Annotated in this window: 21 protein-coding genes; 10 read left to right on the top strand and 11 right to left on the bottom strand. The window is 41.9% G+C overall.

What is annotated here, in order from left to right; all coding sequences use genetic code 11:
- Nucleotides 1-22: 22 nt before the first annotated feature.
- Entirely contained in the window at nt 23-1219 is a 1197-nt protein-coding gene (locus tag LC608_RS08195; RefSeq protein WP_229553066.1) for a phosphodiester glycosidase family protein, read from the bottom strand.
- A 606-nt stretch (nt 1220-1825) separates the two neighbouring features.
- Between LC608_RS08195 and eis the strand changes: the two genes are divergently transcribed.
- Nucleotides 1826-3004, top strand: coding sequence for an enhanced intracellular survival protein Eis (eis, locus tag LC608_RS08190; protein WP_229553065.1), 1179 nt, complete (start codon nt 1826-1828; stop codon nt 3002-3004).
- A gap of 237 nt (nt 3005-3241) precedes the next feature.
- Nucleotides 3242-3502 (top strand): hypothetical protein, encoded by a 261-nt coding sequence (locus LC608_RS08185; protein ID WP_229553064.1) that lies wholly within the window; start codon nt 3242-3244, stop codon nt 3500-3502.
- A gap of 43 nt (nt 3503-3545) precedes the next feature.
- Here the strand turns inward: LC608_RS08185 and LC608_RS08180 are convergent, their stop codons facing one another.
- Nucleotides 3546-3866: a hypothetical protein gene (locus LC608_RS08180; RefSeq protein ID WP_229553063.1), complete on the bottom strand. Its 321-nt coding sequence runs from the start codon at nt 3864-3866 to the stop codon at nt 3546-3548.
- Nucleotides 3863-4081, bottom strand: coding sequence for a transposase (locus tag LC608_RS08175; RefSeq protein WP_229553062.1), 219 nt, complete (start codon nt 4079-4081; stop codon nt 3863-3865). Before LC608_RS08175 ends, LC608_RS08180 begins: the two co-directional genes overlap by 4 nt.
- Before the next feature lie 772 nt (nt 4082-4853).
- Between LC608_RS08175 and LC608_RS08170 the strand changes: the two genes are divergently transcribed.
- Complete coding sequence (locus tag LC608_RS08170) at nt 4854-6176, top strand: serine hydrolase (RefSeq protein WP_229553061.1); 1323 nt, start codon at nt 4854-4856, stop codon at nt 6174-6176.
- 68 nt (nt 6177-6244) lie between these two features.
- On the opposite strand, the gene LC608_RS08165 is transcribed toward LC608_RS08170, so the two are convergent.
- Nucleotides 6245-8527 carry a cytochrome-c peroxidase gene (locus LC608_RS08165; RefSeq protein WP_374108383.1) on the bottom strand — a complete coding sequence of 761 codons (2283 nt, stop codon included), beginning with the start codon at nt 8525-8527 and terminating at the stop codon, nt 6245-6247.
- 281 nt (nt 8528-8808) lie between these two features.
- Here LC608_RS08165 and LC608_RS08160 point away from each other — a divergent pair, with 281 nt between their 5' ends.
- Both LC608_RS08160 and LC608_RS08155 read left to right on the top strand, forming a co-directional pair.
- Nucleotides 8809-9732: a DMT family transporter gene (locus tag LC608_RS08160; RefSeq protein WP_229553060.1), complete on the top strand. Its 924-nt coding sequence runs from the start codon at nt 8809-8811 to the stop codon at nt 9730-9732.
- A 395-nt stretch (nt 9733-10127) separates the two neighbouring features.
- Nucleotides 10128-11903: an alpha/beta hydrolase gene (locus LC608_RS08155; protein ID WP_229553059.1), complete on the top strand. Its 1776-nt coding sequence runs from the start codon at nt 10128-10130 to the stop codon at nt 11901-11903.
- A 150-nt stretch (nt 11904-12053) separates the two neighbouring features.
- Here the strand turns inward: LC608_RS08155 and LC608_RS08150 are convergent, their stop codons facing one another.
- Complete coding sequence (locus LC608_RS08150) at nt 12054-12362, bottom strand: type II toxin-antitoxin system RelE/ParE family toxin (RefSeq protein ID WP_229553058.1); 309 nt, start codon at nt 12360-12362, stop codon at nt 12054-12056.
- Nucleotides 12359-12625 carry a type II toxin-antitoxin system ParD family antitoxin gene (locus LC608_RS08145; protein WP_229553057.1) on the bottom strand — a complete coding sequence of 89 codons (267 nt, stop codon included), beginning with the start codon at nt 12623-12625 and terminating at the stop codon, nt 12359-12361. The genes LC608_RS08150 and LC608_RS08145 overlap by 4 nt, the downstream gene beginning before the upstream one ends.
- Nucleotides 12626-12934: 309 nt before the next feature.
- Between LC608_RS08145 and LC608_RS08140 the strand changes: the two genes are divergently transcribed.
- The 5 genes from LC608_RS08140 to LC608_RS08120 all read left to right on the top strand — a co-directional run bounded on the left by LC608_RS08140 (nt 12935) and on the right by LC608_RS08120 (nt 20029).
- Nucleotides 12935-15316 (top strand): ATP-binding protein, encoded by a 2382-nt coding sequence (locus LC608_RS08140; protein ID WP_229553056.1) that lies wholly within the window; start codon nt 12935-12937, stop codon nt 15314-15316.
- A 52-nt stretch (nt 15317-15368) separates the two neighbouring features.
- The gene (locus tag LC608_RS08135) at nt 15369-15824 is read left to right on the top strand and encodes a response regulator (protein ID WP_229553055.1); all 456 of its coding nucleotides are present in this window, start codon (nt 15369-15371) and stop codon (nt 15822-15824) included.
- A 277-nt stretch (nt 15825-16101) separates the two neighbouring features.
- Nucleotides 16102-17859 carry an ATP-binding protein gene (locus tag LC608_RS08130; RefSeq protein WP_229553054.1) on the top strand — a complete coding sequence of 586 codons (1758 nt, stop codon included), beginning with the start codon at nt 16102-16104 and terminating at the stop codon, nt 17857-17859.
- 360 nt (nt 17860-18219) lie between these two features.
- Nucleotides 18220-19104: a tRNA pseudouridine(55) synthase TruB gene (truB, locus tag LC608_RS08125; RefSeq protein ID WP_229553053.1), complete on the top strand. Its 885-nt coding sequence runs from the start codon at nt 18220-18222 to the stop codon at nt 19102-19104.
- Between the two features lie 76 nt (nt 19105-19180).
- Nucleotides 19181-20029 (top strand): alpha/beta fold hydrolase, encoded by an 849-nt coding sequence (locus LC608_RS08120; RefSeq protein WP_229553052.1) that lies wholly within the window; start codon nt 19181-19183, stop codon nt 20027-20029.
- A gap of 170 nt (nt 20030-20199) precedes the next feature.
- Here the strand turns inward: LC608_RS08120 and LC608_RS08115 are convergent, their stop codons facing one another.
- The 5 genes from LC608_RS08115 to carA all read right to left on the bottom strand — a co-directional run bounded on the left by LC608_RS08115 (nt 20200) and on the right by carA (nt 24632).
- Complete coding sequence (locus LC608_RS08115) at nt 20200-20502, bottom strand: DUF1816 domain-containing protein (RefSeq protein ID WP_229553051.1); 303 nt, start codon at nt 20500-20502, stop codon at nt 20200-20202.
- An 86-nt stretch (nt 20503-20588) separates the two neighbouring features.
- Nucleotides 20589-21749 carry a 23S rRNA (guanosine(2251)-2'-O)-methyltransferase RlmB gene (rlmB, locus tag LC608_RS08110; RefSeq protein ID WP_229553050.1) on the bottom strand — a complete coding sequence of 387 codons (1161 nt, stop codon included), beginning with the start codon at nt 21747-21749 and terminating at the stop codon, nt 20589-20591.
- 92 nt (nt 21750-21841) lie between these two features.
- A complete protein-coding gene (locus LC608_RS08105; RefSeq protein WP_229553049.1) occupies nt 21842-22321 on the bottom strand; it encodes a Mini-ribonuclease 3 in 480 nt (159 codons plus the stop codon).
- A gap of 576 nt (nt 22322-22897) precedes the next feature.
- On the bottom strand, nt 22898-23248 hold the full coding sequence (locus LC608_RS08100; protein ID WP_199326607.1) for an STAS domain-containing protein: 351 nt from the start codon (nt 23246-23248) through the stop codon (nt 22898-22900).
- Nucleotides 23249-23465: 217 nt separating this feature from the next.
- Nucleotides 23466-24632: a glutamine-hydrolyzing carbamoyl-phosphate synthase small subunit gene (gene carA / locus LC608_RS08095; protein ID WP_229553048.1), complete on the bottom strand. Its 1167-nt coding sequence runs from the start codon at nt 24630-24632 to the stop codon at nt 23466-23468.
- Between the last annotated feature and the right edge of the window lie 194 nt (nt 24633-24826).

The following is a 24826-nucleotide window of genomic DNA, read 5'->3' as shown; positions in this document are numbered from 1 at the left end:
CTAAAAACAGGGTTTATTTTAATTACAGTTGCAACTGCCCGAAAATATTCCGGTCTTTCCAGCTAGAAATCCGAATAAAATAGCCTTCTTTTAAAGAAATACGTGGTGTCCACTCATAAACTCCATCGCTAGCGGTACGAGAAGAAATGTTTTGGATAAGTTTGTTTCCATCGTACAACTTAATCGAGACATCGCCGTTAAGATTATCCCGCCACAATATTAAATAAGGCTGATCCTTTTTTGCAAGTACTTTATTCACTGGCTGACTGATCAATATTTTTGGTGCAACCTGATTTTTGGTTTTCTTACGGAATCCCAAATAATGAGGTAAGTCTCGGAAGGCAGGATTTTCTTGTGAATTAGACAGTTGTGGAACGATAATATTTCCGCTCTGGGAATTAAATAAATAAGTTGATCTGCCCCCATCAACAGTAATGATATCCCCTTTAACTCCTAATTTCCGTAATAAATCGGCTGCTTCATCCAGAGTCGCTTGGTTCACCGTCATAATCAACAAAAGCTCGTCGCCTTTAACACCATCTTTGTTCAGAGTACCGATAACTTGATACTTATTCGCTTGGTTTTGGGCTAATACTTTTGCCGGATGATCGCTGTATCGGTAAGTAACGATTGCATTCTTCACTGCGTTTTGGTTGAGAGGCGAACCGCTAACCTGGTTGTAATCGGTAATGTATGCCTGCTTACTGTTCCAGACTAGAGCTTTGAGGTGAATATTACTATAGTATTTATCTTTTGGTTGCTTGATTGGCCCATAAGGGCTATTGCCGCCACTGATAACTACACCATTGAGTTTAATTGGAAAAGATAATTGAGTACTAGATTGGTATTGCTCAAAAAAAGAACAATTAATCATCGAAAAAACCTTGTTTTTGTAAAGTTTTTTATATTCGTCTGTTACTTCCGAAAACAACTTATTTTTGAAAAAAGGGCTGTAATGTCCACCTTCCCCTTTATAATATTTACCTTCATTTAGACCCATACTATCTACCTCTCCGGTAATTTGGTCTATCTGCATTTTGCGAAGATCAATAACTTGTAAATATGCTTCGTTCCCATTTGTTAATTGTTTTTTATATAAAGCTGCCCCATCTATAGTTTGGAGAGTTTGATAAGAAGATAGAGGGTTGAAAACTTGGGCAATCAAAAGGCTACTCAGAATCGGCAGCAGAAAAAGCAATAAATTGATTACAACATTCATAGTCTCTTGACCACAATTGCACAAAAAGTTGTCGTTATCACTTTAAGGCTAATGAGTTGCGATCGCATTTACAAAACTTTAGTTAATTTCACTAAGAAAACTTTTTAATTTGAGCTAGTAATACCAATTCTGTATGAAGATGAACATAATCAGTCCCCCCAACACATCGGGGGGACGGCGTAGCCGGGGGGTAAATAAATATATGCAGCTTCACAAAGAAACGCTATAAACAGATTTATAAGTTCATTGCAATGATTGCTGCAAATGTTAAAGCGTTTCTTATACATCAAGCAACATTAGCTGCAAACGTTAAAGCGTTTGCAACAACAACTTATACATTTCTTGCAAATGCTTAATTTTTTCTTATATATGAAAGAGCAATTGTTGCAAATGTTTAAGCATTTGTTGCAACTGCTTATAGCTGACCTGCAAATACTTAAGCCTTTCTTATACATCAAGCAACATTAGCTGCAAACGTTTAAATTTTGACAACTAGTGTTTAAATAAGAGCGATGTCTACAACGGGGTACAAAAAATATAGTTGGTGAAGCATAGAGACAATGCTTGCTGTAGCATAATTGTGGTTTTGTACTAATGGTATAAGAGATGACGCTTAAATTTGAATACAGCACTCTTGCCCATCCCCAGGATATTCAGCAGCTTGCGAGTATCTTTGAGCAGTGTTTTATCAGTGGACTTGGTGGCGAGGAAGCTTACATCAATCTCCTTGGCGTAGAAAATTTCCGCATTATTCGTGAGTCAGAACAATTAATTGGTGGATTGGCAACTCTTGATATGGGCCAGTGGTGGGGTGGTGTGCGTGTACCAATGACAGGAATTGCCGTAGTCGGCATTGCTCCAGAGTATCGTGGTTCGGGAGCTGCGATCGCTCTCATGCAGCACACCCTCAAAGAACTTTATGCTAGGGGTATACCGCTCTCTGCTCTTTATCCAGCAGCTCAAAGCTTGTATCGAAAAGTCGGGTATGAGCAGGGGGGTAGCTGGTGTAATTGGGAAGTTCCTACTAAAAGTATCCAATTGCGAGAGCAACCCTTACCTTTGCAACCAATATTTCCAATCAATCATCAAGTCTTTCATGAACTATATCAGCAGCAGGCCAGATTAACGCATGGATATTTAGACCGACATCCCGCAATCTGGGAGCGCTTAATCCAACCAGATGATAAAGAAACATTTTACGCATATTTTATCGGTACAAAAGAGAAACCCGAAGGCTACATCCTCTTCAGCCAACATCCAGCAGAAGATGGCGCAATTCTGCGAATAAAAGATTGGGTAATTCTCACAGATGCGGCTGCACAATCATTCTGGTCTTTTCTTGCTAGTCATCGCTCCCAAATTGACAAAGTGCGATGGAGGAGTTCTGCTATTGATTCCTTGACATTGCTGCTACCAGAGCAAACTGCCAAACTCAGGCATACAATGCGTTGGATGTTCCGGGTAGTAGATGTAGTCAAGGCGCTGGAGATGCGGGGTTATCCATCGGCAATTGAAACTGAACTGCACTTAGATATTCAAGATAATTTGCTGGATGCAAACAATGGTAAATTCATCCTTTCTGTTGCCAATGGACGCGGTGAAGTTACAAAAGGTGGAAAAGGTGAGTTGCAGCTAGATGTCCGAGAACTAGCACCAATATATACAAGTTTGTTCACACCCTACCAATTGCAAGTAGCCGGAAAACTGCATGGGACAGAAACAGCTATTTCAACAGCTACGCAAATATTTGCAGGTAGTTCTCCTTGGGTGGCTGATTTTTTTTAATGTGAGATGTCAACGAACCTTTCCCTGCGTTGAACTAAAGTTCAAGTCTGTTCTTCTTTCCCCTTGCAAGAAAGTCAGTTTTAACAAATAGCTCACAACTCATCCGTATTTCCCAGTTCCCATTTAATTCGCTTTGTTAAAATTACTGTAATTTCGTATCAACCCTCTATAATCCAGTTTTAGCTGATACATAATATATGCAGTCCATAAACTCGCTTGATGAGTACAAGGAGTTATATGATCAGCAAAATCAAAGCTCTAACAACTGACAAAGAAAAAAACCTGCAAGCTCCAGTCGAAATGGAGGAACTATCAGACGGAGAAGCTATTAACGTAGTAGGGGGAGCTACGGTCGCGCAGAAAAAAGTATCCCCCGAAAAACCGTCGGGAATCCAACAAAAAGTATCCCTCGATAAAATTAAAAAGTATTATGAGATACTGAAAAAATACAATTTTAGGTGGTGGGATACAATGGTTTATTTTAAAGTGGAGGAGTAAACTTGCATTGGTTGTTTTTTGTTGTTCACCCATACATAATAGCTCACACCCGCAGATCAAACCTACAACCTCGATTTGCTAGAACAAATTTCTGTACCACTTCTGCTAGTTCGGGGCTTTCCGATACCTGGCACTGCCCAATATTACAAATTGGCAATGCTAGTTGACCAGGTGAGCATTTGCGCTTGCCCTTATGAACCTTCTGACCAGCCAGCAGCTTACTACCCCAGTAGGACTTGCTGGCTGTTTTTAGTTTCGGTTTATACCTTTGGCAAAACCCGCGATACTTTTTGGCACATTCATCTAATGTTTTACCTAATTGTAAAAAAGCAGGATGCCAGAGAGTTAAGCAATCATTAGTCAACCCATCGTAACTACCGTAATTGCTGAAATCGTAAAAAAACTCTGCCGCATTTGTGCAGCCTTGGGGTTGCCATGAATGTAGCGTAGGGTATTTAATGCTCGCTGGGTATTTGTGGGAGGAAACCCATCACAGTAATATCGCTTCTCCCAGAAATGTCCAGTACGATTTAACATTTTGTTAAAACACATCGCTGTGTACCAATTCAAGAAATGCATGATTTTGGGCAAGTCTTGGTGGGCGGCAGGTTCTATGAGATATTTGCGTGAGGTACACCCGTAGGGGCACAGAAAAAGCCCATTGGTGTCAACTTAAGCTCAAATGCATGTCCCACAGGCGTTTTACCCCCCTTAATCCCCCCTTGTCAAGGGGGGAAACAAGAGAATCTCGTTCCCTCCCCTTTACAAGGGGAGGGTTAGGGTGGGGTGACGCCGATGGTCATGGGAAGCCAGTTATTAGTTGACACGTATGGGCAGTGCCGCCCCGACGCGAAATATATATAGGACTCATATTTGATTTTTGAACAAAACTCAGTACACCTTTATTCCTTCTTCCTAGTCCCCAGTCCCCAGTCGCCAGTCCCTTACCTCTACGAGTGATTCAGAAATCAAAGACGCTCGATAGCGCAGCGTTAGCGACGCAGGAGCGTCTGACTCGCTACCGCTTCGCTATCGGATTGCTATATATGTATTAGGGTTTTACTTTCTCTCTATACAAAATATAAGTTGGAAACATAATTAATCCTTTGCTCGTCCTTCGGCTAGATTAACAATTTCTGTTGTTGTCAACTCACACCACAAATAAAACTGTCAGCGATTTACTTTTAATAAGTAATGATGATTTATCGTGCTTATCCAATCCCAAATATCATCTCAAAAAATAACTCAACGGGATTTATGACTTTTTCTCCGGAAGTTCAGCACAATCATCAGAAAAAAATCTAAGTAAAGCTGATTAGTCGCTCCTAACTTGCACACCCACAATCACAACATGAAATCACATCTACTAGCGATTGCTTTAAGCAGTTTGGTTCTAGTTGCAGGACAAGCTAAAGCTTCACAATTACAGTCTTGGTACTATGATACTAGCCAAAACCAATTAGACTTAACTACCACTTCGGGAATAGAACCAAAAGCCTTTATATTAGATAATCCTAGCCGATTGGTAATTGACTTACCTGGAACTAATTTTAATTCTGATAGTGTCAAACAAAGTTTTGGCAAGGCGGTGAAAGAAATTCGCCTCGGCAAACCAGACTCTCAAACAACTCGTTTTGTCGTAGAGTTAGCTCCTGGTTATGATGTTACCTCCCAAAATATATCAATTAAAGGAGATTCTCGTTCTCATTGGATTTTCAAATTCAATTCATTTGACCGCCAAAACAATCCTATTGTTGGGGAAAATCGAGAAGATATCGCTATCAAATCTACAGATGCATCTACATTTGCTGGAGTTGTGAATCTTGGTCAAGAGATGGTTGGTATCACTTCTCAAATTCGCACTTTGTTAGCAAGTTATAAAACATTAAATCCGGGAATCTTTTTCTTAGATTTAGCTACAGGTAACTATATAGATATTAATGGTGAAAAAAGATTTGCTGCTGCTAGTACAATCAAATTTCCCTTATTAGTGGCTCTTTTCCAAGAAATAGACGCTGGGAGAATTAAACTCACCGATAAATTAGTGATGCGGCGCGATTTAAAGGTTGGCGAATCTGGAACTATGCAATACAAACCCATAGGAACTAAATTCAGCGTCCTAGAAACTGCTACCTTAATGATGACAATCAGCGATAATACCGCAACAAATCTAATTCTCGATCGCTTGGGTGGTGCAGCAAAAGTTAGCCAACGTTTTCGTAGTTGGGGATTGCAAAATACAGCACTTCGGAATCTACTTCCAGACATCGCTGGCAAAAATACAACCAGTTCCAAAGATTTGGTCAGATTGGCGGCGTTAGTTTATAACAATCGTTTGCTATCGCCAAACAGCCGCAATCAAGTTTTAGGTATTATGCGCCGTGTTAAAACCAATAGTTTACTACCAGCTGGTATTGGTCAAGGAGCTAAGATCGCACACAAAACTGGTACATTGAGATTTATCATTGGTGATGCGGGTATTATTCAAATGCCCAATGGGAAAAGCTATTTAGCAGGTGTTTTGGTGCAAAGACCAAACTACGATCCCAAAGCTGGAGATTTTGTCCGTGAACTTTCGAGAAGAGTCTACAATTACCTAGACAATACCAAAGTTAGCAATATAGAACCGATAGTTGGCGATGCCTCCGGCGGGCTACGCCTACCCACTCCTTAATAAATGTAGGGGCGTACATCTGTACGCCCCTACATATCTATCGGTATCAGCTATTTCGTGAAATGGTATTAGTTCAAGAAATTTCGTATAGCACTACCACCATTCCTACCAACAGCAGGAATTTCCAGTAAGCTATCTGTAGCTTTGCCCGTACCATCGTCATTAACGGATGTCTGATTACCCGGATGTCCATTGGGAACGAAAAGTTGCGGATGATCAAAAGGCGCTTTCTCTAACCTAACTCGGTCATCAGTCAGTCCCTTTAAAAAGGCGACCAATTGCTGTTTTTCTTCTGGTGAAAGATTCAGTGCGGGAAGAGCGCCAAAGTCACCACCTCGATTGTAAAAATCAATCACTTGCTCTAAAGTCGCTTGACCTCCATTGTGGAAGTAGGGACCAGTGAGTTCGACATTGCGAAGTCCAGGCGCTTTGAAAGCTCCGTCTGCAATCACTTTTTCACTAGAAGTCAACGGTGGATTGAGGGTGGGGGGGTTTTGGCCTAGGAGAAGTTGAAATTTCCCTAACTGAGCCAATCGTGCCTCTGAAAGCGGATTATTACCTTGTAAACCGTCATTAGCACCCAAACCGGGGTCGTCCGTAACAGGTCGAACGCCGATATTGAAGAAGCCATTGTCTTCAGGGGATTTTGCACCAAACGGCGCACGTTTGATTCGTCCGTCTTTAGCTACGCTGCTCACTGAAGCAGCTGTTAATTCTGATCCAGCATGGCAACCAATACACAGAGCTTTGCCCTGAAACAGGTCTTTACCTAGTTGCTGCTGCTGCGTAAGGGCTGTGGTGTTTCCTGCCAAGAAGCGATCAAAAGGCGTATCGTTGGCAATGAGTGTAGACTCGTACAACTGAATTGCCAGCCCAAAGAACAGCGAGAAGTTATACTCCAACAGTGTGTACTCATCGGTTTGAGAAGAGTTATCAGCGCTGTTGACAAAAGTCCGTTTACCTTCAGAATCAACTTGGATGAGTCGATTAGACTTCCACCACTCTGGCTTAAAGGCATCTTTAATCAGCTGGTCGTAGGTTTTATCCTTCAGCCCGGGCTGAGGCGATCTACTGTCTGCACCTAAAACGCTGTCTTGTGGATGCACAACCTGTTTGCCTAGCGGTCTGAGGCGAGATAACTTTTGCCCCAGGACTCGGGGGAGCTTTGTACCTCTAATTGACAGAACATTTTGCAGCAGTGTGCTGATAGATTTACTGTTGCCAATTTGCGCCAAATTACCAGTAAGTTCATCAACCGAATTGAGTAGCGGGCCAACCAGAGTATCAGCAAGATTATCTACATTATCTACCGACAGTTTGCTGAAAGATTTTTTGTTGTCAATTCGCCCGAACTTATCACCAATTTCTTGAAAAGTGCGACCATCAGCCGACAACTCGAAGGAACTCAGTGGCGGCCCAAGCGCCTGAGAAGCCAAAGACGAATTATTTAGTCTGATTTTGACAAATTTGAGTTGATTTGGGTTTTCTGCTTTCACTACAGAGGCGTTAGGGTCTCTTAAACCGAAGGGATTCACCCCATTAAAGATGTTCTCTGCCCTTCCATCCCAAAAGTTGCGAAAGTTGAATGCTGCATTAATCACCGTTGGGGTGTTACGCGGCTGGACGCGGCGCACATTTGTACCTCCCACGTTAAACACCGGATCTAGCTCGTTTTTTACTTCGTCTTCCGCGCTACCAGGTTTAACATCAACAAACTTAGCATTGAAGACCCCCTGAGAGGAACTGACATCATTTCGGTCAGATACAACGGTTTTAGGATCATTCGGGTTTGACAGTTTGTGGAAGGGAAAATCTCCCGGTTTAAGCTGGTAGTTTGGCCCACCACCTACATCAAAAACTGTATCCGGGTTCACTGTACCATTAGCGTTAATCCGCAAAAGCCCAGGGGAAATCTGATTTTTGGATCTATTGTCAGCTCCAGCATGGAAGTGACAACTAGCACAGGAGGTCTTTCCGTCGCTGCCAACTTGCATATCCCAGAAAAGAGCCTTTCCTAACTTGATTGCAGCTACTTTGTCTTTTACAAAGTCTCCTAGATTGTTAGGCTCTGGAACCGATACGCTTTTGAGCGAAGTTAGAGGCGGCGGCGTAACCTGGGCGGATACAGTATTTCCAGCTATTACTGCTGCCAGAATAATGGCAGCAATTGTTATAGTCTTTGAAAATCTTGATCTCAGGTAGTTAATCTTGTTATTCCTGAATTTCCACCCTTGGCGTTTTATTTTTGTCACCAAAGATTTAAGTAAAAACCGACCTCTTGAGGTCAGTAGCAAATAAATTGATAAGCTAGTAATAAAGACTACTAAGCTTATTATGGGTATAATCCCCATAAGTTTTTTTTGGTAAAACAACAGCGACAAAATTATACATCTTGAATGAAATTTCAAATGTAATATTCCTGTAAAGTAATTAGACAATTTACAAATTTTATGTGATCAAAAAACGCTATCAGACTATAAATAAATTCAGTAAGGTAGGTAAGATATTCTACATTTAACTTGCATTCACCAGGCTATTAACATACTTTATCTACAAGAGCTTGATAAAATTTAGCTATACAAATTCGATACGTTTAATTTATCATCAGCCCTACTTTGGGTAAAATATTGGAATGCCACTACATCAAAGTTCTGGTCGCTGGCGCTTAGGGCTAGTGTTATCGCTATTAACGGTTTTATTGTGGGGAATTTTACCTATTGCTCTGGCGATCGCTCTGCAAGTACTTGATGTCTACACAGTCATTTGGTTTCGCTTTTTGATATCTTTTTTACTGCTTGCTGTGTATTTAGGAATACGCGGTAAATTACCAAAGTTAGAAGAACTGCGTTCTGCTTCTTGGAAATTATTAGCGATCGCTACCCTCTTCTTAGGGATTAATTACTTTCTCTTCATGCAAGGTTTAGCACTAACATCACCTGCTAACGCTGAAGTTCTCATTCAATTATCTACCCTTTTATTAGGTTTCGGAGGGTTAGTGATTTTTAAAGAACGTTATCGGCTGTATCAATGGATTGGTGTCAGTGTAATGATTTGCGGTTATGTTTTATTTTTTCGAGAACAACTAGCAAATTTAATTACAGCGCCTGGCACATACATACTAGGTAGTGTCTTGATTGCGCTAGGAGCAACGTCATGGGCTATTTATGCTTTGGCACAAAAGCAGCTATTACAATCTTTATCTTCCCCTAGCATCATGCTGATTATTTATGGGGGCTGTGCTTTATTATTCACTCCTTTAGCCAAAATTCAATCACTTTTTATACTTGATAGCTTCCATTTATTAATACTCGTTTTTTGTGCTTTGAATACTTTAATCGCTTACGGTGCTTTTGCCGAATCATTAGAACATTGGGAAGCATCACGAGTGAGTGCAGTAATAGCTTTAGCTCCCATTGTGACATTAATATCAGTTGCAGTTGTATCAGTTATTGCACCTAATTGGATACCATCAGAAAACTTCACTTCCATCGCAATATTAGGAGCCGGTTTAGTAGTCACAGGTTCAGTAGCGATCGCTTTGGGAAAAGCTAATTAATAAGAATACTTTTCAGGATTAGTACTGGGTTTTTCATCTAGTAAAATCGTGCCATCTTCAAAGCTACAACATTAATACTGAGGCAGAGCATTTTTTATTTGTTATGATTTACTAGTGAAGGCAAACTACGGGGTCAGCCTCTTATAAGATGGATACTTTAACCATCTGTGTGACTCTGTAGGATCTGATTTTTGAATTGATAGCCAAGAGAAAATTCTTGAAGAAGAATTCAGAATTCAGGAGTCAGAATTAATTACTACAAGATTCTAACTACTGACTCCTAAATTCTGTTTTGATAAAATTCAGGCTAATAACTTTAAGTAAACCAAGCAGGGCGCCAGAATAACTACCAAAGCCAACACCTGATAAAACCAGAGTACCGAAACAGTTGAGCGATGAATAGTTTGTTTGGTAATTGGGCCAGCACCCTGAGAAAAAACTCTCTATTGCTGGTTCTTTCAATGGTGCTGCCAACGTTTGGAATTAGCAATTCTATCTTGGCAGCAGAGCGGATTTATGCATCTTATTCAGCTTTAGAGCTTTCCATTTCAGTCACTACTTTAGAAAACTATGCCAAAACAGGTGTAATTAACGAAGACTTGGCAGCCTATCAGCAATATCTGCCTCTTCAAGAGCTTCAAGAATTGCGGCAGATTTTACTTAATCGTGTGAAAGTTAGTCCGGTAGTAGTTTCACAACTTCTCTACACACCCCAAGGAGAGTTGTTGCTGCATCGGTTGGCGCAAATTATCAAAACCAGTCATTCAGAACCAGGATTTGGTGCTTTGCGTTCGGCGCTAATTTTAGCCTCTGGTGAATCGGAAGGCTTGACACTATTGAATGTGTTGCGTAAATATCCCAGCAGCAGCATTCGCCTTGACGTAGCGCAGACTTTAGAAATAGCTACGGAATTAGACAAACTTGTTAACCAAACTCATCGGGCGATCGCAGCAGTTTCGCAAAAGTCTAAAATAGAAGCTGTTACCATCAAAGAACCAAATTTATCGCAATTACCCGATTTAAAGGTTCCGGGAAAGTTTAAGTCGCAAAAATACACCCAAAAGTTTTTTGACTCAACGCGCAATCGGCTTTTATTAACTGATGTTTATATTCCCAATGTCCAGAATGCTGCACCCGTAATTGTGATTTCTCACGGCTTGGGTTTAGATAGCAGCAACTTTCAATATTTAGCTACGCATCTAGCTTCTTACGGATTTGCCGTCGTCGTTCCCAATCATCCTGGTAGTGATGCTAAACAATTGCGTTCTCTATTAAAAGGACGCGTCAATGAAATAGCAGAACCAGGTGAATTTCAAAACCGACCAATGGACATAACATATATCTTGAATCAATTGGAAAAAGGTAATCAATCTGATTCACGGTTTAAAGGTCGGTTAAATCTGCAACAAGTCGGAGTATTTGGTCAATCTTTGGGAGGCTACACAGCCTTAGCCCTGGCAGGCGCTAAAATCAACTTTGAACAGCTAAAACTTGACTGTCAACCAGCAGCACTGCAAAATACCTGGAATATGTCTTTAATGCTCCAGTGTCGCGCTTTAGAATTGAGCATCAGCAAGTCTGGCAAAGATTATAACCTGCGGGATGAGAGAGTGAAAGCTGCGATCGCAGTTAATCCCATTACTAGTTCTATTTTCGGCAAAGCTGGCTTAAGTCAAATCAAAACTCCAGTGATGATTGTCAGCAGTAGTGATGATACAGTTGCACCAGCTTTATCCGAGCAAATTTTACCTTTCTCCTGGTTGGCGAATTCACAAAAATATCTCGTCATGCTTGTAGGTGGCACTCACTTTTCCACTATTGGCAATGGCAACCCCACAAATCAACAAGTAGCATTACCTGCCGATATGATTGGCGATGCTTCCCAAGCGCGTCGTTACATGAATGTTTTGAGTTTACCTTTCTTCCAAACTTATGTTGTAGGAAGACCGCAATACACGCCCTACCTTAACGCCGCCTACATTCAAAGCATTTCTAGTAAGTCGCTTGGTTTGAGTCTCGTCAAGTCATTAAATACAACTGAATTAGCACGATTGCTGGATATTAAAGAAGCCAAACCTGCAAAAGAAAAAGTTCCCAACACCATAGTCAGCTTCGGATTTTGGATGTTGGATATTGGTGTTGCATTGCTGCATGTGATGATTTTTATTTGACTATAGGAATCGTATTTGATTTTTGAAATTATCTAAGCAAGTGGGCGGGGAGTAGAGAGTAGGGAATAGGGAATAAGGAATTAGGCTTTTCGATGTGTACCGAGTTTTTTCAGAAATCAAATATTAGTCCTATATAAACAAACTAATTGTTTATTCTCCGGCGAGTTCCCGCGCAATGTCCATGTTTGCTGCGAGTACACGCACGATTTCAACAGGGTTTTCACCTCGGTATATCAGGAAATATCGAGGCTGCACCAACCAGAACCGGACAGGAAGCGGAGTCAAGTCGTAACGGTACTGTCCTATTCCGGAGTTGTCTGTCAGTAATTCACAGGCAGAAAGAAGCTTGTCTAGAATCCGTTCGGCAGCATCTGGATTATCTCGCGCGATATAGGCATAAATTCCCGCAAGGTCGTTCTCTGCTTGCGGCGAGAGAATATAAAGTTTTGGGTTTGTCACAACGATTTTTTGATCAATTGTCGCGCCTTGTTGCGGATGCGCTCTCGCGCACCTTCTTGGGGAAGACCTTGTGCATTATCAAGCTCTGAAAGACCGATAGCAATTTGCTCATTGAGCCACAATTTATATTCCTCGGAATGGTCATTAAAGCGTTTTAAAAGACGCAACCCCTCCCGAATTACCTCGCTTTGAGAAGCGTACAAGCCGGACTCAACCTGTATTTGGACGAAGGCTTCCAACTCAGGAGTAAGCGAAATATTCATGTGTCTATTTCTTTATAACAATAATAGACATTATAATAACAATCTTTGTTATTACTAGCCAGTGGAACTTTTCGCAAAGAGCAGAAGCAAAGGGCTAGTACGCGACGGCGGAAATAGAGCAACCATTAAAAATCCCTAAAGAGCTGCAATTAATGCTGAATACAGAAATTACTCAGTCGCAGTAAATACCCTTGTTTTGTGAATAACATTTACAAAATTTCTTCGCATTCATCCTTATCGGCATATACTTTAAAGAAATGTGACATTTAATTGCGCTATTGTAAAAATCAGCTTTACATAAGTTGATTTATGAGCCAGCCTGAAACTACTACTACCCAAGCTACTGCTCTGACTAACCATGATCGCAAACCTATTCACATACCTGGCTTTATTCAACCTCATGGTGTTCTACTGGCACTCAGTACTCAACTAGAGATACTGCAAGTTAGCAACAATACCCAAGAACACTTGGGCAAAGAACCAGAAGAGTTGTTTGGCAAACCATTGAGCTATTTACTAGAAGCTCAACAAATAGAAACTGTAAAGCAGTGCTTGGCAAAAAAAATTGGCATTCCTAATGCTTTCAAAGTATCAATAAATACTTTGCATCGGCAACGAGATTTTGACGCTATTGCTCATCGCACAGAAGAAGCTGTGATTCTGGAGTTAGAACCGACAGACTCAAAATCTGAGGTGAGTTTTTTAGGCTTTCATGCTTTGGCGGGTGAAGCGATCGCCAAAATGCAAAGAACATCAAACCTGATAGAATTTTTGCATATAGTGGCACAAGAAGTCCAAAAAATCATCGGTTTTGATCGGGTAATGGTCTATAAATTTGACCAGTCGGGAGCGGGTTCTGTTATTTCAGAAGTCAAACGAGAAGATTTATCACCTTATTTAGGACTCCACTATCCCGCTACAGATATTCCAGTGCAGGCTAGGGAGTTATACACGCGCTGCCTTCTACGATTTCTCCCCGATTTGACAGCCGAACCTGTTAAACTAGTTTCACCGGAAAATCCGACAACACATCAGCCTATTGACTTAAGTTACTCTGTACTACGAAGTTTTGATTCGTGTTGTGCTGAATATCATCAAAATATGGGAGTAAAGGCTCTTTTGGTGATTTCGCTCATTCAAGAACAGAAGCTTTGGGGATTAATATCTTGTCATCATTTAACACCAAAGTATATTTCTTATGAAGTGCTAAAAATGTGCGAATTTTTAGGACAGATTGTGTCTTCTGAATTAGCGCACAAAATTAGTTATTCGGAATGGGACTATAAGGTAAAACTCAAATCTCTACAGTCTGATTTCCTTGAGTCCATTTCCCAGGCAGATAATTTTATTGATGCTTTAATTAAACCTGAAATCCGTTTGCTCGATCTTGTCAGTGCTTCTGGGGCAGCAGTTTGTCTGAATAATGAAATTACCCTTGTAGGAGCAACACCGAATATTCATGAAGTTCGGGCGTTAATTGAATGGGCGGATACCCAAGTTAGTGATAACCTGTTTTCCACCGATTCTCTGCCCAAGCTTTACCCAGAAGCGCTCATATTTAAAGATACTGCTAGTGGCTTGCTGCTACTGCGGATTTCTAAAATCCGGCGTTATTATATTCTTTGGTTTCGCCCCGAAGTTATCCAAACGGTAAACTGGGCAGGTAATCCCAACGAATCCATTCAAGCTCAGGCAGATGGTAGCCTTATCCTATGTCCACGAAAATCCTTTGAACAATGGCAAGAAACGGTTAGATTAACTTCTTTACCTTGGAAAGCTTGTGAACTTGAGAGTGCGATCGCTCTGAGTAATGCGATCGTTGGTATTGTACTATCTAAGGCGGATGAGTTAGCTAAAATCAATCTGGAATTAGAGCGCAGCAACCGGGAATTAGCCTCTTTTGCCTACGCTGCTTCTCATGACCTCAAAGAGCCTTTGCGGGGAATTTATAACTTCTCGACGGTGCTGCTAGAAGACTATGCCCAAGTATTAGATGATGAGGGAATTGAGTGCTTGCAAACAGTAATTTCCTTGTCTGTACGCATGGAAACTCTAATTAATGCTCTACTGCGGTTATCGCAGTTAGGACAAGCACAACTGCGAGAGCAAGCAACTGACCTCAACGAATTAGTTACCCAAGTGATTGAAGTCTTTCGTGCTAGTCGCCAAGACTCTGGACTTGTGGATATTTGTATTCCTCGGCCTTTACCAACAGTTCAATGTGACCGAGTTCTCGTTAATGAAGTCTTCAGTAATCTCCTGGGAAATGCGTTTAAATACAACGACAAGCCAGAGCAATGGGTTGAGATTGGCTACCTTTCTCAAGAAGAGGAGCAGGGAGCAGGGGGAGCAGGGGAGCAGGGGAGCAGGGGGCAGGGAGCAGGGAGCAAGGGAGAAGAGTTTTCCCCTCTGCTAAGAGCACCCCGCCCCTCTGCCTCTTTTCCATGCCCAATCCCCAATCCCCAATCTCCAATCTTTTATATCCGAGATAACGGTATTGGAATTCCACAGCATCACCTAGAAGAAACTATCTTTCGACTATTTAAGCGGCTCCACTCTCAGGAAAAGTACGGTGGAGGAGCAGGTGCTGGACTAGCTATTGTTAAGAAGATTGTTGAGCTTCATAACGGCCAAATTTGGGTTGAATCTACCATAGGCTTTGGCTCAATTTTCTATTTCACGCTGGAATAGTTTAAGATAATAACCAAATATATATTTTTGTTAAGCTCTTTTAACACTACGAATGACAAAAAAACTTCATGAACCTCTGCTCGTTGTTGAGGACAGCAATGAAGATTTTCGGATGCTACAACGTCTGATGCGGCGCATGTCCGTCCAGAACCCCATACATCGTTGTACTAATGGGGATGAGGTTTTAGACTTCCTCTATCGACTAGGAAGCGAAGCCTTACGCAACTCTAAAGTAGCACTAAGACCTTCTGTTATCTTGCTCGATCTGAATTTGCCAGGTATTGATGGCCGTGACATTTTAGATAGGCTCAAGCAAGACAATAGTTTCAAGGAAATCCCCATCGTTGTTTTTACCACATCATCTAACCCCAAGGATATTGAATTGTGCTACCAAAAGGGCGCAAATGGATATCTGGTAAAGCCGATGGATGCTGAGGAATTAAAAAAGACGATTCAAGCATTCGTGGACTATTGGCTTGAAGCCAATATGCCGCCAGCCTTGGATTAATTTGTTTATTCTCTGTTGATAAGGCAGTAGGGAAAAAAGGATAACAAAAGAGACGGCTCAGAGGACACAGCGACATTTTCCTCTTTGAGTCATTGTGTCTGCTTGTCTCTTTTAGATGCGTTGTCCCATTTTGTTATTTATCTTACTGCTTAAATTACTTTAGAATTTCTAAAGAATTTAGATTTTATTTACACTTATTTTATATTATTTTTAGAATTATGCAATAAAAAATCTGGATAAAAGGGATCTACATGGCTCCCCAATCCTCATACTTAATATGTTGGACACATGGACGCTACTCATCATCGATGATTGTGCAGCAGATCGGAAAATTTATCGCCGATATCTTTTGAAAGATCCGCACCAGTCATACCAGATTTTGGAGGCAGACTGTGCAGAAGAAGCACTTGCTTTGTGCCAAAAAATGCGCTTTGATGTCATCCTGCTAGATTTTTGCTTACCTGATATGAGTGGGTTAGAACTCTTCGATCAGATGCAGCAGCAGATATTTGAGAGTTCTGTGCCTGTGATTATGCTGACAGGGCGTGGTGATGAAGAGATAGCTGTGCAAGCAATGAAACGGGGTGCTTTGGATTATTTAGTCAAGCAACATCTGACACAGGATGTACTGCAACTAACAGTCCGCAACGCCATTAAGCAATCGTGCTTGCAAGCACAACTCCATAAAACCCAGGAGAAACAGCGCTTAATTGCCACGACTGCTTTAAGAATTCGCCAATCTCTTAACCTAGAGCAAATTTTGAATACGGCTGTAGCTGAGGTACAGCAACTTCTGAAGTGCGATCGCGTGATGGTGTATCAGTTCGCCCCAGATGCCGACGGTAAAATAGTTGCCTCCTCAGTTGAGCCATGCCGCACTGTACCATTGTGCGATCGCGTTGGGACACTGGAGGAAGCAGGGGAGCAGGAAGCAGGGAGCAGGGAGCAGGGAGCAGAGGAAAGAGATAAATTAATTACTGATTCTCCCCCTTGCACCCTACACCCTGCACCTCTACCTCTTGTACCCAATGCCCAATCCCCCATCCCTTATATCTATGAGCTTGGCTTGTGTAATTGTGTTAGCCTAAAAGAGCAATTTAATACTAAGGCAAATCTAGTAGTTCCCATTAATCTGAGCAACAATGGGAACCCAACCCCCAAGCTTTGGGGTTTGTTGATTGCTCACCATAATTCCGGGGAACGACAGTGGCAAACTGATGATGCCCAAATGCTCAATGAAGTTTCGGTGCAACTAGCGATCGCCATCCAACAAGCTGAATTGCTAGCCCAAACTCAAGCATCACTTGCCAAAGAAAAGCAACTCAATACATTTAAATCGCAAATTATTGCCACGGTTTCCCATGAGTATCGAACGCCCCTAACTTCAATTCTGGCTGCCGCATCAACTTTGGTAAAACATAGCCAGCAACTAGATGAGTCTAAACAACAGAGGTTCTTGGGAATCATTGAACACAAAGCCAGGTATATGTCCAAACTTGTGGATAACATGCTTCTGGTTAACCAATTTGAACTGGAAAAACCTAAATTTAAGCCAATACTACTCGATTTACTGCAATTTTTTTCTGAATTGATAGAACAGGAGCGAGAAACAGTAGGCGATCGCCACGAATTAATTTTTCAAATTACTGGTAATAACCAGGATTTTTGGGGCGATCGCGGACTTTTGCAGCAAATTTTTACTAATTTAATATCCAATGCAATTAAGTACTCTCCAAATGGAGGTAGTGTAGAATTCCACCTCATTGATAAAGAATCACAAATAATTTTTTACATCAAAGATCAGGGAATTGGTATCCCGATGGCTGATCAAGAAAATTTGTTTCAATCCTTCAGTCGTGGAAGCAACGTTGACACAATCCCCGGTACAGGATTGGGGCTAGCGATCGCTAAAGCTTGTGTTGAGTTACATGGTGGTGATATTACCTTGTCTAGTGAAGTGGGACAAGGAACTAAAGTTACAGTCAGCTTACCGAAGATATGCCCAATAGGTCAACTATCCCCATCATCAACTTGACTTGTAGCAGTATTATAGTGCTTTAATATACAAAACCTTCGCTCTGCGACTCGCAGAGGAACCATCGGTAATAGGTTGTTAAAAACAAGCGTCTTTTGTGAATCAGCTTATCGATGATTGTTGTGGTAAAAGCATTTTATGTGTTTTTACTTATATTATAAGTGACAAAGTGGTATTTACTGTACATGCTCGGCGTTATCTGGATTTTGTGTGTATCATTCTGTAAAGTGCTTACAGGATGTCTTGAAGCTAGTTAATGTGTATAAATTAATGCTTGATTAAGCTTTAATTACCAAATATTAATGCTTTGAGCATTAAATAAGTATTTAATAGAGTTTAGAAGCTGTAAGTATTGATTTTGTGTTATTTCAAGGTTTTCTCAACTTAAACAAACCATTTGACTGGACTTCCCACGACTGCGTAGCGCGGGTGCGAAAATTGTTGCGCCTCAAACGTGTAGGACATGCGGGAACCTTAGATCCAGCCGCTACAGGGGTTTTACCAATCGCCCTTGGTAAAGCCACAAGATTGTTGCAATATCTGCCAGAAAACAAAGCGTACATTGCCACTATTCGTCTGGGTGTGCGTACTACAACCGATGATTTACAAGGCGAAATCATCACTTCTCAACCTTGTGCTGGATTGAGTTTGGCACAGGTGAAAAGCGTATTACCACAATTTGAAGGCAAGATTGAGCAAATACCACCTAGTTATAGTGCAATTCAAGTGGATGGTAAACGCCTTTACGACTTAGCACGCCAAGGTAAAACGGTGGAAGTTCCAGTGCGGACAGTAGAAGTTTTTCAGATAGATATTTTGGACTGGAGAGAAGGGGATTTCCCCGAATTGGATGTTGCGATCGCCTGTGGTTCTGGTACATATATTAGAGCGATCGCTCGTGACTTAGGTGCAATTTTAGAAACTGGTGGCACTCTTGCCGCTTTGATTCGTACCCAAAGCAGTGGTTTCGATCTAACAGATAGTCTGACTTTGACCGACTTAGAAACTAAACTGCAAGCCGATACATTTCAACCGATTTCCCCAGATGCAGCTTTACAACATTTGTCATCTGTTACTTTACCAGCAACATCTGCTCAAAAATGGTGTCAAGGTCAGCGAATTTCTCTAACTTTTGATGTTCCTGAAATAGTTCGAGTTTATGATGAAGAGACTCGCTTTTTAGGTATAGGGCAATTACAAGATGAAGTGTTAATTCCCCAAATGGTTTTTGAACCGATTTCTTAAAACTGTGATAATTTGAAGGTTTTAATTTGAACACATTTGGCTATCAAGTATGGCGGAAGTCTCGTGGGGGTGCTAGATGAGCGATCGCTATCCTACCACTGCTGCACGTCTCAATGTCTACATCCAAGGTCAAGGATTCCCCATTCTGGGCTTACATGGTCATCCTGGTACTGGTCGTAGTCTATCTGTCTTTACCAATCATTTATCAAAACGTTATAAAACTTTTGCCCCTGATTTACGTGGATACGGCAAAAGTCGCTGGAATGGTAATTTTAATATGAATGACCATTTGATTGATTTAGAAGCGCTGCTAGACCGCTTTGAGATTGAAAAGTGCCTAGTATTGGGATGGTCACTTGGGGGTATTCTGGCAATGGAACTGGCATTACGTTTGCCAGAGCGCATTACAGGGCTGATTTTGGTGGCGACAGCCGCAAAACCCCGTGGTAGTCATCCTCCTATCACTTGGCAGGATAATTTATATACTGGCGTTGCTGGCTTAATAAACTATATAAAACCGAGTTGGCAATGGAATATTGAAACTTTTGGTAAGCGATCGCTTTTTCGCTACTTAATTCAACAACATACATCTACCACTTACAAGTACATCGCCACAGAAGCAGTACCAGCTTATTTGCAAACCTCTCCTGCTGCTACTCGCGCCCTCTATAGTGAAATTCAATCGGGATACAACCGACTTCTAGATTTGCCACAAATAGAATGTCCTAGTTTAGTACTTGCTGGTGATCAAGACCGCCACATTACATCTAGTTCCAGCTTAGAAACTGCTCAACACCTCAACAATTCTCAATGGCAATCCTATCCTAACACCGCCCATCTTTTTCCGTGGGAAGTCCCCCAGCAGGTGCTGAATGACATTGACCATTGGCTGGAAGTTCATCCGCAGGTAATTAGTAGTCAATAGTCTAATATTAAAAAAAATTTTGACTATTGACGAAGAATAAATCGAGAGTGAAGATGTGGTGACGCGGTGAGTGAAAAAGACGCATTAACGCGGTAAAAGAATTCTCAGTCTCTCCGTGTCTTTGCGTCCCCGCATTCTCGCATCTTTTCCCTTCTCTGGCCTAAGTTAACTTAAATTTGACCGCCAAAGGCAGGCTGTACTTTGCGGTCAAATCTTTCCCCCAAGTCTTCAGCGATTGTTAAGTTATTGGGTTTGCAGCGCTTGACATTCACAGCAATTCCCGTAGCTCCTTCGATCTCCAAATCTTCTATATATCCAATGCTTGACAATTTTGCATCAGAAGAACTCAGAAATGGCCCGAAGTAGTACGTACAACGGGGATTTTGCGTCACAATCTCTACCCACCAAGCCAAGCCGATGGAATCGAATGTGTTAATTAACACTTCCTTGAGGTTATGCCAAATGGTTTTCATGGTTTTCGCCAATTTATAAACGTCTACAGGGTGTTAAATGATATGTTGCTTTATTATCTTTTACATTTCTTTATACTCTGTTACTGTCACTTTTTCAAAGAGATTTTTTGTAATTTATCTAGGTGCAGGGTATTTTGCGATCGCTGGCGATAAATTTCATAAAGCGTCATACCTGCTGCTACAGAAGCATTGAGGCTGGGAGTCTTACCTTGTAGAGGAATCGATACTAAGAAATCACAGGAGCGTTGAGTCAACATACTCAGACCTTCGCCTTCTGAGCCGATTACCAAAACGATTGGGCCAGTGAAATTCACTGTATGCACAGGCTCGCTTCCACTTGCAGCAGTACCGTAAATCCAATAGCCAGCTTCTTTTAATTCTTCTAAGGCGCGGCCGAGGTTGACAACTCTAGCTACAGCAAAATTTTCTAAAGCGCCTGCTGCCACTTTCATCACAGTAGAAGTGATCCCAGATGCCCTTCTTTGGGGAATCACCAAACCTTGAGCGCCTATTGCTTCGGCGGTGCGAATAATTGCTCCCAAGTTGTGGGGATCAGTAATTCCATCAGCCACGACAATTACGGGATCGGTTACAGCTTTTGCCTGTTCAATTAGATCGGGCAATTCGATGTAAGCGTAGGGAGCAACTTGTGCAGCCACACCTTGATGATTGGCTCCATTGGTGAGATAGTCTAAACGCTTGGGTTCAACCTCATCAATAACTGTGCCATTTTCTTTGGCTTGCAAGAGAAAATGGTGAAAGCTGGGGTCGTAGCGCAGACGGGTAGTAATCCAAAGACGGTTGAGATTGCGCTGATTTTGTAATGCACTCAATACTGGATGACGACCGTAGATGAGATCGCTATCTTCTTCTGTCGGTGTAGATACAGGCGGCTGCGAGAAGTTGCTATTTCGTTGGCGGGAGTTGTCAATGGGGTTGCTATCTATTTTCCTGGGATTGCCAGTCGGATTAGCAACATCTATTTTCCTGGGATTGCGAGTCGGATTAGCACCAGAGACAGGGTTGCTATCTATTTTCCTGGGATTCCGAGTCGGATTAGTACCCGAGACGGGGTTGCTATCTATTTTTCTGGGATTACGAGTCGGATTAGTACCAGAGACGGGGTTGCTATCTATTTTTCTGGGATTACGAGTCGGATTAGTAACAACACGCTTACCCTGAATTTTTACGGGTTGCCCACGATTGGATTCGTTAGAAGTTCTGACTTTTCTAGGTTTATTCTGCATTTGAGTTATAGATATAGCGTATGGTTGGTCGTCATAATTACGTCAATTTCTTGAACCAAATCTACTGCTGTGGCTACTTTAAAATTAAGTTCTCACTCTTTTTCTACATGAAGCATTTGCAACAGTTCGGTTAGACGCTGGTAATCGGTGAGATATAAGTAGCCAATTAAGGTTTCTAGACTGGTTGCCTGTTGATAAATTTCGGGATTAAGTCGCTTAGGGCGTCCTGTAGCGGCGTTTCTACCCCGTCGGACAATTTCTAATTCGGTGTCCGTGAGATGAGGAATCAGCGATCGCAAATGTAGCGCTTGTGTTTCCGCTCTTACCTGCTCCACTACCAGACGATGGTAAATTCCTGTTCGCTGCAATGGCAGCAGATAGAACATTCTAACATACAACTCATAAATTGCATCCCCCAAATATGCCAAAGCAGTAGGAGAAATTTGTTGCACTTGTGAGAGGGAAATCTGTTGGAATGGCGCTGTGGTTGTCAAGAGTGCTTGAGTCCAAGATAAAGTCTGTTTGGGAGTTTCATCTTGTCCATCTAATAGCTCTTCCTCCTGTGACTTCACAAATAAATCATTCCTTGACGGGCTACATTTGGCAGGCATTCTTTGCAAAGACTGATTTTTCTGAAGTAAGCCATAATACTATACTTAGCATAATCAATACTATCAGAAATACTTAGCTAATTCTATCTTTTTGATTGAGAAGAAAGCATTTTAGATCACCCTGATGTCAACGCCCATAAACCCAATTTTGCCTACTTGTGGTCTGTGCTTAAGATAGGGTAAAATTTTGACATCAAACTCACCCTGTTACTTGATCGCATTGTCATGCTTACTTAGTAAGCGACAATTTTTAACTATACACTATCAAGTCAAGTTTACCTATAAACAAATCTGCTGGCTTTGTATTTCTTACAAATTTCTCAGACTTGATTGTTTATCCGATGAAAATCCAAAAATTACATACCCAAGAACTGGGTGTCTATATATTTATTATTGCTCAACTTTAAACATAATAGCTTAACTGGCTGTGTGCCTCTCCCACAAGGAGAGAGGTTTTCTGCCAGAAGTTTTAAAAATTAAGCTATCCGATGTTGAATCTGGATAGCCGAATTGATCTCTCGGTTCAAGCAATCAAGACTACTTGACGTTTTCTAGAGCTTCTTCAACTGATTTTTGCAGGGAGAGAAACTTCTCTAGGCGAACAAGCTTGACCGTTTGAGTTACCCGGGCATTTGTGACGATTTGCAAAGTGCCTTCAGCAGTTTGAGCCTGCTTGGCTAGCTGCACCAAAGCACCCAAGCCAGAGCTATCAATAAAGTCGATTTGTGAGAGATCCAAAATGATATGCTTAGGGCCCTCGTCAATCTTACTGCCAAGTACCTTGCGAAATGTCGGCTCAGAAAAGGCATCTAACAAACCTGTGAGGCGGAATAGCTGACAGTTATCCCGGACTTCACGAGTGCCCCTCAGGCTAACGGTTAGATTCAATGAATCAGCAATAATTCCCTCCTCATGAGTTAAAGTGAACGCTCAAGTATAGATGGTTTTGGAGCAAGTTGTCTACAATCTGCTGAAGTAGGGGATTGGGTACTGGGTACTGGGTACTGGGGATTGGGGATTTGGGATTGGAAGAAAATAGTATTTTTAATCTTATTTCTTAGTCCCCAGTCCCCAGTCCCTAGTCCCTAGTCCCCATTCCCTATTTTTACCTCACTTCGGCTGTCTCGGCTTGACGTGCTGTTCGCATGGATTGAACAAATTGCTCAAACAAGTAATCAGCATCGTGAGGGCCAGGACTGGCTTCTGGGTGATATTGGACGGAGAATACAGGTAGAGATTTGTGACGTACCCCAGCAACGGTGCGATCGTTTAAGTTCAGGTGGCTGATTTCCACAACTGCCGTAGGTAAAGAATCTGGATCAATAGCAAAACTATGGTTTTGGCTGGTAATTTCTATCCGTTGTTGTAAACCGGCAGGCTGATTTAAACCACGATGACCAAATTTGAGTTTATAGGTTTCTGCCCCTAGTGCATGACCTAAAATTTGGTGTCCCATACAAATACCAAAGATGGGCTTTTCACTTAACAGAAGCGCTTTGGCAGTTGCAATCCCTTCAGTGACGGCAGCAGGGTCGCCAGGCCCATTAGAAAGAAACACACCATCTGGATTATAGTTGAGGATTTCTTCTGGTGGTGTATCAGCAGGCACAACAATTACCCGACAACCATAACTTGTTAAGCGACGCAAAATATTGCGTTTTACGCCAAAGTCAAGGGCAACAACGGTAAAGGGTTCTCCAAGATTTTCCGCAGTTTCCGAGTTGAATTCCCAAGCTGGAATTGTGGGATCTGACCATTCATAAGCCTTTGCGGTGGTAACTTCCCGAACGAGATTTAAACCTGCCATGTTGGGAGCCGCTTGTACCTGCTCTAGTAATTCCGCCTCATCGAGAATGGTTGTGGAAATGCCACCGTTCATGGCTCCAGACGTCCGAATTTTGCGGGTAAGGGCGCGGGTATCGATGCCGTAGATCCCTGGTACTTGGTTTTGTTTAAGGTAGTCTGGTAAGGATTGTGTCGATCGCCAGTTACTCGGACGGTGACAAATATTCCGAGCGATCGCACCCCTAACTTGGGGGCCATCTGATTCCTCATCTTCAGAATTGACGCCAGTATTGCCTAATTCAGGATAGGTAAAAATGACAATTTGACCTCTGTAACTTGGGTCGGTTAGTACTTCTTGGTAGCCGGTCATACCAGTGTTGAACACCACTTCTCCGATCGCGGTTCCCGTAGCACCGAAAGACCAACCGCGATAAGTGGTTCCATCTGCCAGGACAAGTAAAGCAGGTATTGCGTCAGACAGGGGCATAGTAAATTGGGGAGTGGGGAGTGGGGAGTGGGGAGTGGAAGAGGCAGAGGGAAGGGTGGAGAGGAGAGGAATTTTCCCCCTGCTCGCTGCTCCCTGCTCCCCTGCTTCTTCCCCATTCCCCAATACTGCGATTGTTAATTATCCCATGAGTTGAGTAATTGGGAGTTTTTAGAATAGTTAATTAAAATTAAAAA

The sequence above is a fragment of the Nostoc sp. XA010 genome, from assembly GCF_020829625.1.
In the GTDB taxonomy this organism is placed as follows: Bacteria; Cyanobacteriota; Cyanobacteriia; order Cyanobacteriales; family Nostocaceae; genus Nostoc.
Note: the sequence above shows the minus strand (reverse complement) of the source record. Positions and strands in the feature narration are given on the sequence as shown.